16 protein-coding genes, 8 tRNA genes, 2 pseudogenes and 1 riboswitch are annotated in these 17503 nt (G+C 33.2%); of the genes and pseudogenes, 19 read left to right on the top strand and 7 right to left on the bottom strand.

All coding sequences use genetic code 11. From position 1 onward, the window contains the following. Nucleotide 1: 1 nt before the first annotated feature. The 11 genes from hemY to KA894_RS11575 all read left to right on the top strand — a co-directional run bounded on the left by hemY (nt 2) and on the right by KA894_RS11575 (nt 3994). A complete protein-coding gene (gene hemY / locus KA894_RS11525; protein ID WP_119488142.1) occupies nt 2–1396 on the top strand; it encodes a protoporphyrinogen oxidase in 1395 nt (464 codons plus the stop codon). Between the two features lie 183 nt (nt 1397–1579). Further along, nucleotides 1580–2137, top strand: coding sequence for an alpha/beta hydrolase (locus KA894_RS11530; RefSeq protein WP_103373477.1), 558 nt, complete (start codon nt 1580–1582; stop codon nt 2135–2137). A gap of 468 nt (nt 2138–2605) precedes the next feature. Further along, nucleotides 2606–2679: transfer RNA gene (locus tag KA894_RS11535), tRNA-Met, on the top strand. A gap of 11 nt (nt 2680–2690) precedes the next feature. Beyond that, a tRNA-Asp gene (locus tag KA894_RS11540) sits at nt 2691–2766 on the top strand. A gap of 14 nt (nt 2767–2780) precedes the next feature. Further along, nucleotides 2781–2853: transfer RNA gene (locus KA894_RS11545), tRNA-Phe, on the top strand. Nucleotides 2854–2866: 13 nt separating this feature from the next. Beyond that, nucleotides 2867–2942 (top strand) — tRNA-His (locus KA894_RS11550). Nucleotides 2943–2955: 13 nt separating this feature from the next. Beyond that, nucleotides 2956–3029, top strand: a tRNA-Gly gene (locus KA894_RS11555). 10 nt (nt 3030–3039) lie between these two features. Then, nucleotides 3040–3114, top strand: a tRNA-Asn gene (locus KA894_RS11560). Nucleotide 3115: 1 nt separating this feature from the next. Further along, nucleotides 3116–3187, top strand: a tRNA-Glu gene (locus tag KA894_RS11565). Between the two features lie 46 nt (nt 3188–3233). Further along, a tRNA-Ser gene (locus tag KA894_RS11570) sits at nt 3234–3322 on the top strand. Nucleotides 3323–3790: 468 nt separating this feature from the next. Further along, a complete protein-coding gene (locus tag KA894_RS11575; protein WP_229719003.1) occupies nt 3791–3994 on the top strand; it encodes an MmcQ/YjbR family DNA-binding protein in 204 nt (67 codons plus the stop codon). A gap of 100 nt (nt 3995–4094) precedes the next feature. Here KA894_RS11575 and KA894_RS11580 read toward each other — a convergent pair whose 3' ends face one another. Beyond that, nucleotides 4095–4265: a hypothetical protein gene (locus KA894_RS11580; protein ID WP_170006926.1), complete on the bottom strand. Its 171-nt coding sequence runs from the start codon at nt 4263–4265 to the stop codon at nt 4095–4097. A 367-nt stretch (nt 4266–4632) separates the two neighbouring features. Continuing rightward, on the bottom strand, nt 4633–5214 hold the full coding sequence (locus KA894_RS11585) for a PepSY domain-containing protein (protein ID WP_119488216.1): 582 nt from the start codon (nt 5212–5214) through the stop codon (nt 4633–4635). A 228-nt stretch (nt 5215–5442) separates the two neighbouring features. Here KA894_RS11585 and menE point away from each other — a divergent pair, with 228 nt between their 5' ends. After that, complete coding sequence (gene menE, locus KA894_RS11590) at nt 5443–6831, top strand: o-succinylbenzoate--CoA ligase (protein ID WP_107644037.1); 1389 nt, start codon at nt 5443–5445, stop codon at nt 6829–6831. A gap of 13 nt (nt 6832–6844) precedes the next feature. Continuing rightward, a complete protein-coding gene (menC, locus tag KA894_RS11595) occupies nt 6845–7849 on the top strand; it encodes an o-succinylbenzoate synthase (protein ID WP_107644038.1) in 1005 nt (334 codons plus the stop codon). On the opposite strand, the gene yidD is transcribed toward menC, so the two are convergent. Then, complete coding sequence (gene yidD / locus KA894_RS11600) at nt 7846–8082, bottom strand: membrane protein insertion efficiency factor YidD (protein WP_103373748.1); 237 nt, start codon at nt 8080–8082, stop codon at nt 7846–7848. The two genes, menC and yidD, sit on opposite strands and share 4 nt — an antisense overlap. Nucleotides 8083–8144: 62 nt before the next feature. On the opposite strand from yidD, the gene ytkD reads away from it, so the two are divergent. Both ytkD and KA894_RS11610 read left to right on the top strand, forming a co-directional pair. After that, on the top strand, nt 8145–8627 hold the full coding sequence (gene ytkD, locus KA894_RS11605) for an RNA deprotection pyrophosphohydrolase (RefSeq protein WP_096809051.1): 483 nt from the start codon (nt 8145–8147) through the stop codon (nt 8625–8627). Continuing rightward, nucleotides 8611–9402, top strand: coding sequence for an alpha/beta hydrolase family protein (locus KA894_RS11610; RefSeq protein ID WP_174221767.1), 792 nt, complete (start codon nt 8611–8613; stop codon nt 9400–9402). Before ytkD ends, KA894_RS11610 begins: the two co-directional genes overlap by 17 nt. A 35-nt stretch (nt 9403–9437) precedes the next feature. Here the strand turns inward: KA894_RS11610 and KA894_RS11615 are convergent. The 3 genes and pseudogenes from KA894_RS11615 to KA894_RS11625 form a co-directional block, all read right to left on the bottom strand. After that, nucleotides 9438–10499: pseudogene (locus KA894_RS11615) on the bottom strand (transposase); the annotation flags it as partial. After that, nucleotides 10497–11226: pseudogene (locus tag KA894_RS11620) on the bottom strand (LLM class flavin-dependent oxidoreductase); the annotation flags it as partial. The pseudogenes KA894_RS11620 and KA894_RS11615, both read right to left, overlap by 3 nt. A gap of 68 nt (nt 11227–11294) precedes the next feature. Next, nucleotides 11295–12047 (bottom strand): 3-oxoacyl-ACP reductase, encoded by a 753-nt coding sequence (locus KA894_RS11625; RefSeq protein WP_119488205.1) that lies wholly within the window; start codon nt 12045–12047, stop codon nt 11295–11297. Nucleotides 12048–12154: 107 nt separating this feature from the next. Further along, nucleotides 12155–12255, bottom strand: a riboswitch (TPP riboswitch). Between the two features lie 200 nt (nt 12256–12455). Between KA894_RS11625 and rpsP the strand changes: the two genes are divergently transcribed. From rpsP to rplS, 4 genes are all read left to right on the top strand, one after another. After that, nucleotides 12456–12722 carry a 30S ribosomal protein S16 gene (rpsP, locus tag KA894_RS11630; RefSeq protein ID WP_096810115.1) on the top strand — a complete coding sequence of 89 codons (267 nt, stop codon included), beginning with the start codon at nt 12456–12458 and terminating at the stop codon, nt 12720–12722. Between the two features lie 390 nt (nt 12723–13112). Next, on the top strand, nt 13113–13619 hold the full coding sequence (gene rimM, locus KA894_RS11635; RefSeq protein ID WP_096810112.1) for a ribosome maturation factor RimM: 507 nt from the start codon (nt 13113–13115) through the stop codon (nt 13617–13619). Further along, nucleotides 13619–14356 carry a tRNA (guanosine(37)-N1)-methyltransferase TrmD gene (gene trmD / locus KA894_RS11640; protein ID WP_096810110.1) on the top strand — a complete coding sequence of 246 codons (738 nt, stop codon included), beginning with the start codon at nt 13619–13621 and terminating at the stop codon, nt 14354–14356. The genes rimM and trmD overlap by 1 nt, the downstream gene beginning before the upstream one ends. Nucleotides 14357–14459: 103 nt before the next feature. Beyond that, nucleotides 14460–14810: a 50S ribosomal protein L19 gene (rplS, locus tag KA894_RS11645; RefSeq protein WP_019468465.1), complete on the top strand. Its 351-nt coding sequence runs from the start codon at nt 14460–14462 to the stop codon at nt 14808–14810. Between the two features lie 58 nt (nt 14811–14868). Here the strand turns inward: rplS and KA894_RS11650 are convergent, their stop codons facing one another. Next, nucleotides 14869–17496, bottom strand: coding sequence for a YfhO family protein (locus KA894_RS11650; RefSeq protein ID WP_210133980.1), 2628 nt, complete (start codon nt 17494–17496; stop codon nt 14869–14871). Between the last annotated feature and the right edge of the window lie 7 nt (nt 17497–17503).

Consider the following 17503-nt stretch of genomic DNA (forward strand, 5'->3'; position numbering starts at 1 on the left):
ATTGACTAAGCGTATCGCAATCGTTGGAGCAGGGGTAACAGGATTATCTAGTGCCTATTTTATTAAAAAAGCACGTCCAGATATAGAGGTTACTATATATGAAGCATCTAATAGAGTTGGTGGAAAAATTCAAACATATAGAACAGAAGGCTATACAATTGAATTAGGTCCAGAATCTTATTTGGGTCGTAAACAAATTATGACTGATATTGCTAAAGATATTGGTCTAGAAGAACAACTTGTTACAAATAAAACAGGCCAATCTTATATATATGCTAAAAATAAACTCTATCCCATCCCTGGTGGTTCAATCCTAGGCGTACCAACTGACATTAAACCATTTTTAAAAACAAAATTAATCTCGCCTTTAGGTAAAGTTAGAGCAAGTTTTGATTTATTTAAAAAACCTCTGCAAATAGATGGGGACATTTCAGTCGGCTCATTTTTTAGAGCACGCTTAGGTGATGAAATTTTAGAAAATTTAATAGAACCATTAATGGGTGGCATTTATGGTACCAATATCGATGATTTAAGCTTGATGACTACATTCCCTGAATTTAAAGAAAGAGAAGAACAATTTGGCAGTCTGATAAAGGGAATGAGATATGAAAAAGAACAACGAAAAAAACAACGTCAGTTATATCCAGGCGCACCTAAAGGCCAATTCAAACAATTTCGACATGGTTTAAGTTCATTTATAGAACATTTAAGAGATTATATTATCGAGCAAGGTGTGACGATTAAATATAATACTTCTGTTCAAGATATTACAATCGAACAAAAGAAATATGTAATAAAAACTGAAAATGAAGCACATAGTTATGATAGTGTTCTTGTTACAACACCACACCAAAAATTCTTGGAATGGTTTGGAAATGACCCTGCGTTTGATTATTTTAAAAAAATGGATTCTACTACGGTGGCTACAGTTGTGCTTGCGTTTGATGAATCGAACATTATTAATAATTATGATGGTACAGGTTTCGTAATCGCACGTACAAGCGATACCAAGATTACCGCATGTACTTGGACAAGTAAGAAATGGCCATTTACTACACCAAAAGGTAAAGTATTGCTTAGAGCATATGTAGGTAAGCCTGGTGATACAGTCGTTGATGATCATACAGATGAAGAAATCGTTAATATTGTCAAAAAAGATTTAAGTCAAATGATGACTTTTAAAGGCTCACCCGATTTTAGCATTGTTAATCGCTTGCCAAAAAGCATGCCCCAATTTCATATAGGGCATATTGAACAAATTAAATCAATACAATCACATATTAGAAATAATTATCCGAGACTACGTATTACCGGTGCGTCATTTGAAGCCGTTGGTTTACCAGATTGTATTCAACAAGGTAAAGATGCAGTCGAAGAAATATTAAATGAAATTTAATTAAGTATTAAAAGGGCCACTTTCTACAGATAGGCGAATCTTCTAGTAGAAATGGCCTTTTTCTATAAATATGACAATGCAATCCTGTTTCAATTTATGAGATACTTAATTTTTAACGTTGACATAGTGTTATAGGTTTTAATACTGATATGTCGTAATTTTAGAAAAATGGGGGAGTCATTTATGACAGATATAATTATTGTACATTCAAAATTTGGTGATTCAACTAACCATTGGTATAAATGGTTAGCAAACAATTTAATATTAGAAGGTTATGATGTGACGCTTTTTAATGTACCTCAAGAAAAAAATGGAGATATAAGTAAATGGGTAAGTGAAATGAAAAAACAGATATATATTGATAAAAAGGATACTTATTTTGTGACACATGGGTTTGGAACAATTGCTTCACTCGAATTTATAGAAAGTTTAGAAATTAAAAAAATAGAAGGTTTATTTAGTATTTCTGGGTTTAAAGAAGATGCCCAAGAAATCGATGTCCCATTACAAATGCAGCATGAGACAATTAATTACGATAAAATTAAGGAAAAAGTAAATGCATTCTATGGCTTGTGTGCAAAAGACGATCAGCATGTTTCTTATAAAGAAACCAAACGTTTAATGGATGCATTAGACGGTAAATGTAAGATTACTGATTTTGGAGGGCATTTCCTAGAAGATGATGGTTTCACAACATTTACAATTTTACAAAGTAAAATGATGGGTATTATGAGTAAATAATCAAGTTTATCATATAAGCATTTATATGTTTAAGATAGGGGAGAGCGAGACATCAATAGTGTCTCGCTCTTAGGATTAAAGTTCCATATTAAGATAAAATCAATATATGTTTTTAACTTTTTTCTCAATACTTATGCAATTAAATAAAAGTTAAATGACTCAATTATTGAGCAGAGGAACAGAAGGTAACGTCATTTAAAAAAGAAAAATGTATCATTAAGAAACTAAACTTAAAATATTATATTTATATGCCATTTTTACACAAAATACTTTATAGAAAGCATTGACGAAAATACTAAAACTTAATATACTATATAAGTATTCAGAAATGAGCAATGCACAAACGCCCATTATGGCATATAATTTTAAAAATATAATTAAAACAATGTAAATTAATTTTAAAAACATGTTGACTTTGTTAATAGTATTATGTTATATTAAATAGGTAGGCGTCATTAATAATATTAACGCGGGATGGAGCAGTTCGGTAGCTCGTCGGGCTCATAACCCGAAGGTCGGTGGTTCGAATCCGCCTCCCGCAATTACATACTTTGGTCTCGTAGTGTAGCGGTTAACACGCCTGCCTGTCACGCAGGAGATCGCGGGTTCGATTCCCGTCGAGACCGCCATTATTTCGCATTAAGGTTCAGTAGCTCAGTTGGTAGAGCAATGGATTGAAGCTCCATGTGTCGGCAGTTCGACTCTGTCCTGAACCATTTTATTTCTTTGGCGGTTGTGGCGAAGTGGTTAACGCATCGGATTGTGGTTCCGACATTCGTGGGTTCGATTCCCATCAACCGCCCCATAATCGTTAATAAGCGGGTGTAGTTTAATGGCAAAACCTCAGCCTTCCAAGCTGATGTTGTGGGTTCGATTCCCATCACCCGCTCCATTTAAATTGATCCACAGTAGCTCAGTGGTAGAGCTATCGGCTGTTAACCGATCGGTCGTAGGTTCGAGTCCTACCTGTGGAGCCATGGCCCCGTGGTCAAGCGGTTAAGACACCGCCCTTTCACGGCGGTAACACGGGTTCGAGTCCCGTCGGGGTCATACAAACAGAAGTGAAATATCGCTTCTGTTTTTTTAATTTCATATTGGAGAGTTGTCCGAGTTGGCCGAAGGAGCACGCCTGGAAAGTGTGTAGGCGCCACAAGCGTCTCGAGGGTTCGAATCCCTCACTCTCCGTTAATGACATAATTTGAGCTTTCCTGAGACACCGAAATCCTTGATACAATAGGATTTCGGTGTCTTTATTTTGTATCACTTAATATAATAAATACTACGCTCATTTCAAAATCAAAATTTTGAAATGAAATCTCTATATCACATGCGGCGCAAGGCTTTTAGTGTTTTAATTTCTGCTTGTTTTTAACTGTCTTTTAATAAATGACGAGATGTCGATAGGGGAGTAGTTATATCTGCATGCCCTAAACGTTTTGAAATATAATATATTGATATACCTTCATAAATTTACATGAACAGTGTGTATGATGTATGAAGTGCAATGGGGTAATGACCTAGCTTATTATTCAAATAAAAGCACTGTATTACGTTAAAAACTGCATTGTTTGTAATTAAGAATACGGTAGTCCTGTATATATATCCATCTAAATTAAATGGTCTGGTTTAATTATGGATATGAGTGCTGACAAGTTGGCTTTACAATCAACAGAAACAATTGATGTTATCAATTTAAAAGTTAGAAAAGAACTTATTGGCCCTTTAAGAAAAAAAGAAGGAATTTATCCTGCTTACCATATGGATAAATCTAATTGGATAACAATTAACTTAAAAGAGACGAATACGATGAATCAAATTAAAGATTTAATAGCAGTAAGTTATGAATTAACGACATGATTTTTGTTTTTTAGAAAAGTATTTTTATTTAGTATTCTAAACTAATTGAATAAAGAGAGTGTTATGATTTGTTTTTATTTATTAGCGCATGAATCAAATATTATTTTTCGTCAATTTTATTTGCAATGTATTCTAATTTGTCTCTAACTTCTTTTAAGGTATGACTCTCTGAAAATGTGAAATGAAACGGCGTATCTTTATTTGTTTTTGCGAATACTGTTATTAAGTCGTAGTAAAGACCTTTTTCAATTTCATAATTTAAAAATTTCATTTGTACATACCCCTTTATTAATTTTTAGGTGTTGAATAAGGGTTAAGTAATCACTTATTCAACAAACATAGAGTGCGGGGTTTGGCCCACACACTATACTGTAATAGAATCAAATATAAACTCATTTCAAAAAGTGATATATTTAATATTCAATTTCTCGTAAAAAATGAAACATCTTAACTTTAAATAAGCATAACATCAAAAACTGCGGCGTACAACTTAAATTAGCGCAAATGGTTTTTAAAAATAAATAATCGGGGTTACTATTTTGAAAATGATATAGAAAAAAACTGCTAATATCAAAAAATTAATGATGTTAGCAGTTTTTCCTACTTATTATACAATTTTCAATTTATAAATAGTTGAATTAATCATCTTGTTCATTATTTAACACTTTGCCTTTTTTAGCATCTACAGTGATTTCATGTTTCGTATTATCTTTTTGTAGATCCATATCATAGACTAATTTACCTTCATCTTTAGCCAATGACCATTCTTTGATATCGCCGTCAAATTCTTTTTGTCCATTTTTAATGGCTTTTTTATAGTCAATGGCGTCATCATATTTGAAAGATTCGTTTTGATTAATTGAATCTTCATTTTCAGTTTCTTTGTTAATTACTTTCTTATCTTGATCTGCGATGATAACTTCGGATTCTTTACCTTCAGTTTGCTGCTCAATTTTATATGACCAATCACCGTTACTCTTTTCATATGAAATAGCTTTTAAGTCTTGTCCATCATAGACTTCTTGCGCTTTTTTAACAGCGTCTTCTGGACTTGTTTTAATTTTATCTAACGCAATGACTTGCTCTGTACTTTCTTTACTTTGCTTATCATTTGAACTTTCAGATTTTGAGCCGTTATCTTCTGAATTACTTGAGTCATTCCCGCATGAAGCGAGTAAAAGGCCAGATAAAGCCATAGTACCTATCACTTTTAATTTCATAAACCTCACTCCTAATATGTTTTACATTATAGAGTACCCATAGCTATATTAATTTAAACTATAAATAGGGAGTAATGTAAGTTGTTGCGAGTCTATATTTAACTTTTATAACTATTAACATTTTTTATGGGTTAAAACGAATTTTGAATCATATAAGGGTTTATGCTTGGTCACTGTTAAATCAGATTAAAAACGTTATAATAGTTAATGAGATGGAGGAATGACAAAGTGGAATTTTGGTTGAAAACACAAGCAAAACAAAATGGAGATAAAGTATTTATAGATGACGGAACAGTTCAAGTTACTTTTGCCTCCATGTATAAATATGCTTCACGATTGGCACAGCAGTTGAAAAAATTAGATAGAAGACGTATAGGTTTATACATTGAAAACAATATTGAATCAATTACATTGATAAATGCAATGTGGTTAGCAGGAATTGAAATTGCAATGTTAAACACACGTTTAACTAAAGATGAGATGCAAAACCAATTGTCGTCTATCGAAGTAGATACGGTCGTTGCTACCAGCCAAATCAATTTAAAAGCTATATCCGTAATTAAAATATCAACATTGCAACAAGGATGCAATGATATGACATATGAAAGCTTATTTGACATGAACCAAATCGCTTCGATTATGTTTACTTCTGGGACTACTGGTCCACAAAAAGCAGTCCCTCAAACATTTGATAACCATTACGCAAGTGCAATAGGCTGCAAAGAGAGTCTTGGTTTTGACCAAGAAACGAAATGGTTATCTGTTTTGCCGATTTATCATATTTCAGGATTAAGTGTTATTTTAAGAGCATTAATTGAAGGATTTACTGTTCGTATAGATACGAAATTTAATGCCCATACAATGTTAAATATTATACAAACAGAACTGCCAACGCATGTTTCATTAGTACCACAGACGCTTAAATGGTTGATGGATGAAGGGTTAAACCAACCTTACCATATTGAAAAAATATTGCTAGGCGGGGCAAAACTATCAAGTTCATTAATTGAAACAGCATTAGCTTCAAAACTACCTATTTATAATTCTTTTGGTATGACTGAAACATGTTCTCAATTTTTAACAGCATCACCTGAAATGTTATCCAAACGCTATGATACTGTAGGGAAGCCAAGTGCGAATGTAGCTGTCAAAATAAAAGACCCTAACGCTGAAGGACATGGAGAATTATTAATTAGAGGCGCTAATGTAATGGATGGTTATTTATACCCTGAAAATTTATTAGACACATTTGAGAATGGTTATTTTAAAACAGGAGACATTGCTGAAATTGATAAAGATGGCTATGTTATGATTTATGATAGACGTAAAGATTTAATCATTAGCGGTGGTGAGAATATATATCCGTATCAATTAGAATCTGTGGCCAAAGATCATGAAGCAATTTTAGATGCAATGTGTATTGGTGTTGAAGATAATACATGGGGAGAAGTCCCTTATTTATACTATGTTTCTAACACTTCATTATCGTATGAAACGTTAATGAATCATTTCAAAGCACATGTAGCTAAATATAAGATTCCTAAATACTTTGAACAAGTAACTGAATTACCATATACTTCTACAGGGAAACTTCAAAGAAAACATATAGAAAAATAGGTGTGAATAATATATGAAAATATGCGAAATGAACCTTTATATTTGTAATAATCATTTCAAGCATTTAATTGTTACACCAAAGGTGAAATTGGAAAAACGTAAAGCGCTTATTATTGAATTTATAACAGATAGACAGGTGCGTTATTTTGGAGAATGCAATGCTTTTGAAACGGATTGGTATGATGATGAAACGATTGAAATTGCGCGTGAACAAGCAATTAAATGGTTTGAGTCTTTTAAAAATTATGAGTTCTATCATTTCGAAGAGATACAACATGCATTACAAAACCTAGAAAAATTTCCAGCGACACGTAGTATGATTGTTATGGCATGTTACCAAGCATTTTATAAATTAGAAGCGTTTCACGTTCCTTATGGTGCAACTGTGAGTGGTGTAACTGATGAAAATGTTAGGAATTTAATTAACACGAAACCACAGCGAGTTAAAGTAAAATGGTCTGAAACTATTTTAAAAGATGTGAAACAGTTGCAACAGTTACCCTTTAAAACTGAAATTGTGGTAGATGCAAATGAATCAATTCAAGAGGATGAAGCTAAGAAATTAAAACTGCTTTCGGAAAATGACATCCTTTATATTGAAGAACCATTTAAAAATATTGAAAAAATAAAAAATTTTAAGTATGACGAAATACCGCCAATCGCTATTGATGAAAAAGCAACCTCTTTAGAAAAGATTTTGAACTATGTTAAAAATAATGACGTGGACGTTGTGGTATTAAAGCCATTTAGACTTGGTGGTATTGATAAAGTAATTCAAATTATTGATATATTAAGCGATAGAAATGTGAAATTTGTTATTGGTGGTATGTATGAGTATGGACTGAGTCGTTATTTTACTGCGTTGTTAGCTCAATATGCAACGTACCCGAGCGATATTACACCTCAAGGTTTTTATTTTGAAAATGATATTGTAGCGTGTTCAGGCATATTAAAAAGAGGTTCGATTTATTTTGAACCTCCTCATGTTAATAAGCTTGAATTAGATCAAATTGATTAATGTTTATGGGTTTTATCTTTTTTTAAAGGTACTGGATCAAACCCACCTTTATGGAGTGGATGGCATTTGGAAATACGTTTTATACCAAGCCAAGTGCCTTTAATTGGTCCATATACTTGTATTGCTTCTCTAGTATACTCTGAACACGTAGGATAGAAGCGACATGTAGCCGGAGTCATAGGTGAAATCAAGTGTTGATATATATAGATGAGTCCTAGAAACAGTTTTTTCATAAAATCTTTGCCTCCAACAATTTACATAGCATGGATAGTTTAACATATTTAAAGGGAGTTTGATGTGCGTGAAGTTTAAAGATAGAGAAAATGACGACGTTTTTTTATCATTTAAAGATGATAATGCTGTCCCAAACGGTGATCACGTTCTGGTCATCCCGGTTTATCACAATCAATTGCTTTTTACCAAACATAAAATAAGAGGGGTTGAATTTCCTGGAGGCAAAAGAGAAAAAGGGGAATCTAGCGAAGCAGCTTGTGAAAGAGAACTGTTTGAAGAGACAGGAGCGCTTATAAAAACTAAAGAGAAACATTATATTGCTCAATATCGTGTTGCAAGACAAAATGGTAAACCATTTACTAAAGATGTATTCATGGTTGACGTAGACAAATTACCGATACAAGAAGATTATTTAGAAACTGAAGGTCCACGCCTTTTTGATAGACTTTCAGATATTCCTGAACTAGACAAAAGTTATTTATTGAAAGATGCTGCTATCTTACAATGTTTAGAGAGGGTGATTGAACTTGGATTTTATCAATAAAAAAAGAATGCCAGTAGAGGTTCCTGAACATGTATTTGAAGAAGTTACTTACAAAGTAGATGGGATAAATGTAAGGGGCTTATTGATGACACCTCAAAAAAGTGTTGAAAGAATCGTTATTTATTTGCGTGGTGGCAAAGGCCAAGTTGGGAAAGTGAGAGCAGCTCGTTTAATGCAGTTTTCAGACCTAAACACGCTTGTATTCGGACCTTATTACAGAGGTAATAATGGAAGTGAAGGTAAAGATGAATTTTATGGGAGAGACCTAAATGACGTGGCAGTTGCAATTCGTATATTAAATATGATGTATCCTAAGGCGTATATTCATATGGTCGGTTTTTCTAGAGGGGGATTACAAGGATTGCTCACATACCAAGATTTACCTGTGTCGAGTTATATTATTTGGGGCGGCGTTTCCGATATTAAGCTAATGTATGAAGAACGTGTCGATTTACGAGGGATGTTAAAAAGAATGATAGGTCACCCTAGAAAAAATGAAATGGCATACAAAGAAAGAGATGCGGTTGTAACTATTCATGCGGATAGTCCGCCTATACTGATTGTGCATGGTGGAAAAGATGTTCAAGTTGGTATCCATCAAGCTTATTATTTAGAAAAACAATTAAAGCGTATTGGTACTTTTTTTAAGACATTTTATCAAATGGATGAGGGACACGTACCTAGACCATACGCAATGAAAGAAGCATTATCCACGGTTAAGCAATGGATGACTGATATTGAACGGCAAAACTTAAAAGCAGAATATAATAAATAAAAAGAGGCCGGGACATAAAGTTCTTGGACAAGTGAGAAAAGGCAATTTCTATTGAAATAATATAGAAATTGCCTTTTTCATTATTGTTTTGATTATAGTTAGCTCGTTGAGCTACTACTTTTCTTATATTAAGTGCCATTAATACAAAGCCAAGTTCGCTTTTGACTTTATTTGTGCCTCTAACCGACATTCGAGTGAAACCCAAAATAGCCTTCATAAACCCAAAAACAGGTTCTACATTCCATTTTTCTTTGATTGTAGATTTCTTTTGTTTCTGGTTCCGAAAGCTTTTGATTAATCTGGGCTTTGAAATATTCCCAGTTATAATTTCTCATTATTTTTTTATTCGATTTTGAATTTGATTTCATACAATGGTTCTTCAGTGGACATTCTGAACAATCATCGCATTCATATAATTTAAAATCTCTCCTAAACCCATATTTATCATGGCGATAGGCATATCTTTTAAAACCAAGCCTTTTATGATTCGGGCAAATAAATTCATCATTGATTTCATCATATTCCCAATTGTGAGTATTAAAAATGTCACTTTTATATTTGTTAGTTTTATCTTTAATAAACATGCCATAAGTTATGAGCGGTGTTCGATTAAATTCATTTATAATTGCCATATAATTAGGTTCACTACCATAACCAGCGTCAGCTACAATATATTCAGGTAAATGACCGTAGGTCCCTTTAATTAAAGTTAAAAAAGGAATCATTGTTCTTGTGTCTGTCGGATTTTGATACACCTCATATGATAAAACAAATTGAGAATTTGTCGCTATTTGTAAATGATATCCTGGCTTAAGTTGTCCATTTTTCATATGGTTTTCTTTCATTCTCATGAAAGTCGCATCATGGTCTGTCTTAGAATAACTATTTCTATCTTGGAGTATGGCTTTTTGTGTTTTATATTTATACTTTCGTTCTGACTAAGCAGCGAATTTCTTTTTATATCTTTTGATTTCAGTTCGCTTTTGACGTGTTTGCTTTCTTAACCGAGTAGATTTTTCATGTTCAATGTAATGATTTAAATCTTCGATTTCTTTATCTAAATGAGTACCAATTAAATCTATTTCTTCTTGTGTTAATTTACAATTTAACTTCTTTCTGAAATCGTAGCCTGTTTCGCATTCCATGCTACAGCGTAAACAGCATCTGCATATTTAGTAGCTAAAGCAATGCCAGAATCTGAAACGCGAGCTTGCATTGGGACAGGTTTACCTTGTGGGCTATTCGGCGTAGTTAAAGGGCATTGTACATTGAAATAGTGTCCTTCATAATTTATAGCGTTAATACCATCACTATTTACTAAAATATTTTTTCCTTGTTACCCAAAAAATCTGAAACATGGCAAGATTCTAATAATTGGTTTGTTACGAATGCAAATTCATCTGCTTTTTTATAACGCTCATGATGGTCAGGTAGTCTGGACATACCGTGATTAGCCGCTTCTAAATCTGACATAGATGTGACTAAACTCCAACCTGCGCGTTCATGACTCATATAATCAAGGCTTAATAATTGTCTTGCGACGGTAAACGGATTAGAAAAAGTACTCGAAATAGTAGCAACTAATCCGATATTTTAAGTAACTTGTGGTATTGCTGCTAAATTCATTAAAGGATCAAACCAAAATGCTGGCATATCACTATCAGATTGAGCTGGGAAAGATTGGTTATCTGCAAAAAACACATCATCAAATACTCCTTGTTCTGCTATTTGGCCTAATGATTGATAATATGTTATATCACTAATGCGTCCAATGCTAGATTCCGGCATACGCCAAGCAGCTTGATGATGACCACAGCCATAAATTCAAACACCAATATTGAGATGTCGTGTATGTGTCATTGATTACTTCGACCTCCATTCCTCAATTATTTTTAATTCATTGTTAAGCCACCGTCAATGGTAAAGTTTTGACCAGTTATACCTTTGGCCTGGTCTGTAACTAAATAAGCAACCATATTTGCAACGTCTTGTGGAGATGTAACTTTACGTAATGGGGTAGTCTGTGCAATTAAATCAAATACTGCATCTGATGTTACTGCACTGGCGTCTGTAGATTTTAATAAGCCGCCAGAAACTACATTAGCATTGATGCCATATTGACCTAATTCGGCAGCGATATTTCTTGTGAAACCGATTAAGCCTGCCTTGGCTGTCGTGTATTCATGATAGGGGACGACCGGGTTTTGATATAAATTTGTTCCAATTGATAGGATGGTTCCTGATTTGTTTTGGATAAATTGTTGAATAACACTTTGCGTGACATTAAAAGCGCCTTTTAATGTACCATCAATTTGTTGTTGGTAATCCGTCCAAGATAAATCTTTAAACGATTTTTGAGAGGTAGGGTCAAACTTAAACCCTACTAGTGCATTGTTCACAACCGCATCTATTTTTCCAAAGTGAGTGGATGCTGTCGCAATTAACTGATCAACTTGTGCTCTGTCAGTGATATCTGCTTGTATTGCAAGCGCAAGGTCATTTCCGATTTCATTTACCAATTGCTTTGCCAAAGTTTTGTTCTGAACATAATTGATAATCACATTGTGGCCTTGAGCAGCTAAAGTTTTTGCAATCGTTGCGCCTAACCCCCTACTGCTACCAGTTACTAGAATTGTTTTACGCATTATTTCACTCCTAAAATAATATATTAAATAAAAAATACACAATCTTCACTAGGGAAGTTGTGTATTAAAAAGATATAGATGAAAGATTATAGATATTAAAATATCATCGTTATTTTCTAACACTTTCCTTCGCTAGTCTTGGCTAGATCAGGTTCAAAGGGTTTGAGTAAATCTCATCTCAGTTTAAAAAACACCCCTAGTGCGTGCATGATTTCATTTGTTTTCAATGTATATCTTTTCAAGCCTGATGTCAATATTGTTTCAACCCGGTAAAGTTTAAGTGTAGGGATACTATGATTAGAAAAATATATATTGGTAAAGAAGAAACGCTTTACAAAGTAGTTAATTACTGTTATTATTATTTCTTGTAGAAAATAAAAACTATGAAAATTAAAGGAGAGAATATAAATGGCAGTTAAATTACGTTTAACACGTTTAGGTTCAAAAAGAAATCCATTCTATCGTATCGTAGCAGCAGATGCTCGTGCGCCACGTGATGGTCGTAACATCGAACAAATTGGAACATATAACCCAAATAATGTGAATGCTCCAGAAGTTAAAATTGATGAAGCATTAGCATTAAAATGGTTAAAAAACGGTGCTAAACCAACAGACACTGTACACAACATTTTATCAAGAGAAGGTATCTTGAAAAAATTTGACGATCAAAAATAGTCGTTATTATTCACAAATATAAAATTTGTAAAGGCTGGGGCATGAAAAAGTGTCTCAGCCTTAAATATTATATTGGCAGTATTTGATAAAGCACTACTTATCCATGTGCTTTAGTTCATGTAATCTGTCTAACCCAAGTGATGCCTTCTAGTTAATTTCCAGGATAGTATCATGAAACTTTAGAAAAAATCGGATTGCTATTCTGTTTCATTTTCACACTGAAATAGTCTAAAAAGCATATTGACGATGTAGAAACGATATTTTAATATCATAGCAACTATAATGATTTATAATAATACAAATATTTCATGTTATAATAATTTAAGTTATAGTAAAGATGAAATCAATTATCAAAATAATTGATACACGGATATTATCGGAGGAACATATATGAAAGTTGAAATTGGTAAAATTATTAACACACATGGTATAAAAGGCGAAGTAAAAGTGAAATCCCATTCAGATTTTACTGATATACGCTTTCAACCTGGTGAATCTGTCATGATAGAACGTCAAAATGGAACGGCATTAGAATTAAAAATCGCGTCTTATCGTATGCATAAAGGATTACATATGCTTACTTTTGAAGGTATCAACAACATTAATGATATTGAATATTTAAAAGGTGAAACACTTTTACAAGAACGTGACCATGAAGAAATCGAATTAGGCGAACATGAGTATTATTATTCAGATATCATCGGGTGTACTGTGTTCGATGATAAAGAAACGCCAATTGGTAGAGTAATAGAAATCTTTGAGACAGGTGCTAACGACGTGTGGGTCGTCAAAGGCGATAAAGAATACCTTATTCCTTATATAGAAGATGTTGTTAAACGTATAGATGTGGAAGGTAGACGCATCGACATTACGCCTATGGAAGGGTTGTTAGAATAATGAAAATTGATTATTTAACATTGTTTCCGCAAATGTTTGAAGGCGTATTAAATCACTCAATTTTAAAAAGAGCGCAAGATAAAGAGATGTTACAAGTTAATACTGTAGATTTTAGAAATTTTGCTGAAAATAAACATAATCAAGTAGACGACTATCCGTTTGGCGGTGGTCAAGGCATGGTACTGAAACCTGAACCTATCTTTAATGCCATGAATAGTATTGAAAAAACAGAAAGCACACGTGTGATATTAATGTGTCCGCAAGGGCGGCCATTTAACCAAGCAATTGCGCAAGAACTGAGTCAAGCAGAGCATTTAGTTTTTATTTGTGGACATTATGAGGGGTATGATGAGCGTATACGTGAGCATCTTGTGACAGATGAAATTTCTATGGGAGATTATGTATTAACAGGTGGGGAACTACCAGCAATGGTAATGACTGACGCTATAGTCAGATTAATACCAGGTGTTTTAGGAAATCAACAGTCCCATGAAGACGATTCGTTTCAAGATGGCCTATTAGAATTTCCACAATATACAAGACCGCGTTTATACAAAAACTTGGATGTTCCGGAAGTATTATTATCAGGCAATCACGCCAATATTGATCAATGGCGTCATGAACAAAAAATTATACGTACTTGGGAAAAGCGTCCAGATTTATTAGCAGATTACCCACTTACAGACAAAGATAAAGATATTATAGAAAGATATAAAAAGCAATTGAAAAATGAATGACAATGTGCTAACATAATTTAAGTGTGCGACACACGAAAATCACTATGATCCGCTGCTATATATTTGTCTAGGCAAGAACATAGGTTGAAGGAGAGAAAAAATAATGAGCAATCACAAATTAATTGAAGCAGTAACACAATCACAATTACGCACAGACTTACCTTCATTCCGTCCAGGTGACACTTTAAGAGTTCACGTACGTATTATTGAAGGTACACGCGAACGTATCCAAGTATTCGAAGGTGTAGTTATCAAACGTCGTGGTGGAGGCATTTCAGAAACTTTCACAGTACGTAAGATTTCTTCAGGTGTTGGTGTGGAACGTACATTCCCATTACACACTCCAAAAATTGAAAAAATCGAAGTTAAACGTCGCGGTAAAGTACGTCGTGCTAAATTATACTACTTACGTGAATTACGTGGTAAAGCTGCTAGAATTAAAGAAATTCGTTAATCAGTATAAAAGTTATAAAAAAGAAGCGATTCCTAAAAGGAATCGCTTCTTTTTTATATTAATTATTTTGTTTTTGAGGGTTAAGCCATTTTGTAAATATGAAACTTAAGATGATGCCAATAATACTTATAATAATCAATTTCCATGTATGAGGGGGCGTATATTTAAGATTGATCGTCTCATGTCCCTGTTCTACTGGAATCACAGTCATAATTCCATTTCCTTGCTTAACAGGTAAATCTTTTCCATTATCTGTATATGCCTTCATGCCATCTCTATAAGCCATTGGTAATACGAGATAACCTTCGTCATTTTTATTTTTTTCAACCTTATAACCGCTTGCGTTTTGTGAAACTTTCACAGAATTTAATTGTTTACGTGCTTGGTTTAAAGTATTGTAATTTTCACCGTAAATGCCTTTAATATTAAATCGATAAGTACCTTTAGATAATTTGATATTTAAATCCTCAGTTGATTTAACACGCATTGTAATGGGAGTAACGAAACGTCGGTATTTATATGTTAATTTGTTTCGCTGTTGATTGTACTCATTCACGCCCACATCATGTGCTTTATCTGGTGTTAGCAATTCAACATCCATTTCTACATATAAATCCTTATATTGATTTGCTATAGAGGAGGGTAGTTGATATTTGATGCCACCTTGGTCTTTGGTTACATTTAGTTTGTTGTTTTGGATATACTGCGCGTTAATCAATTTAGATGAAGCTTGGTTTAATAAATTTTTGTTTGGCGTAAAATTTTGGTTAATAGTGGCTTTGTTATTGTTTTCAAATACCACACCTTGTAACATAGCTTGTTCTCTATCTAAAGGAGAGTCGAGATCGTTTTTGTTAAACACTTTTTTAGTTATATGTGCACTAGGATAGTCGATTTTATTAACTGAATGAAGAAATGATGCTTCATCAGAATGCTTGATAATATCTTGTTTAGAGAAACCATAAGGCATATTCATGTCTTTTGGACGACGAATACGGTCATTTACGTCCCAAAGTGCCATTAAGTTCACTCTATTGGAAAGTAAGCGATATGTACTATTTTTATCTGTATGCATATTGATTTGTAACGTTTTATCATAATAATTTAAAATATCTCCATCAAAAATACTAGAGTACAATACGATACCGTTGAAATGATAAAGCATGGGTGAATTCAACCCATATTGTGACATATAATCAATTCTACTGAGAGGATTATCATGACCTTTTTTGATAGATTCTATTTTTTTTGCTAACGCTGGGCTTTTATATTTTGAGTCATGCATTGAAGAAATAGTTGATTCGTATTTTTGAATATTATTAACATAATTATTTGCTAAAATAAAACTTTGTTGAATAATGAATAACGATATAATGGCAACATACGGCCATTTTGATTTGAATAAAGATTTTTTATAAAGCAAAACGCTAATAAGTATCATTAGGATAAAACATATCAGCATCCATGACATTTCTTGTTCTTTAACGATGAATTGCATTACCAACATGATAACCAACACAGGACTACAGGCTAAAATATATGATTTTAATGTTAATTCTGAAAGATGTTGAATAAATAATGCAATTAGGCCTGCTGTGGTAAGTGCAAAAATATAAACCCAACGACGTTCTGGCGTTGAAAAGCCGTTGAACATACTATCGAAAAGCGGGGTTAATGATCCCAGAAGCATGATCCAAGTTGCAATCGCAAATAATCTATAATAGTAATGTTTGTATAGTTTAAAAGATAATAATGCAACCACTGCTATAATTGAAACAGTAATATAAAATCCATTTGTAAAAAAATGTTTTTGCCGTGCAAAGTCTGTGATAAGGCCATAATCAAAATGAGGATTACTCACCCTATCATTATTTAAAAAAGAAGAAACGCCTGTATAAAAGCCCCAGATGCCAATTAAAGTGCTCAATAAAACGGCTGTTGGAATCATCCATAGTTGTTGCTTTCTAGAAACGATGTCCTTAGCATGCGGGAATATACACCTATATAAAAAGTAAGCAAAGATAACGATAGCTTCATAATAACTGAAGTAAAAATTTGAAAAAAGTGTTAAGGCAATCGCAAAAATAAACAAGCCTATTTTCTTTTCTTTATAGAACCTTTCAATCGCTAATATGGATAGTGGAAGAAATATAAATAAATCACCATAATACGACCAAGTAAAATTAAAATAAACCAGGGTTGTTGATGCGGCGTATAACATTGCACCTAAAAAAGATGTGTAATATTTAAGTCTTATATAATTAAATAAATAAAAGGCTAGGATAAAAGTAACGACGCCTTTACAGAAAGCGACAATTAATTGGTTACTTGCCCAATATGTAATATTACTAGGGTTACTGTTAAATACGGACTCGGTAAGCCAGACAAATAAAAAGTTTATCATCACAAATGGTGAGGTCGCATAATAATAAGATAAATCTTTGATGTAGTCTCCACCTAAACCAAAAGAATGATCATAAAAACTTTTGAATTGACTAACATGTTCGTACAGATACATTTGAAAAGGCATCATTTGTCTAAAGCCATCGCCATTACCGCTAAAGACAATACCCTGAGTCAAATAGCGGTAAATATGCGGTGTGAAAGTTAATAATGCTACTGCTATTCCCATTAAAAAAATACATAAAAATCTTGTTAATTTGTGAGACCAAAGTCTATGAAACATGGTCATA

The organism is Staphylococcus sp. GDY8P131P, from assembly GCF_017891975.1.
In the GTDB taxonomy this organism is placed as follows: Bacteria; Bacillota; Bacilli; order Staphylococcales; family Staphylococcaceae; genus Staphylococcus; species Staphylococcus nepalensis.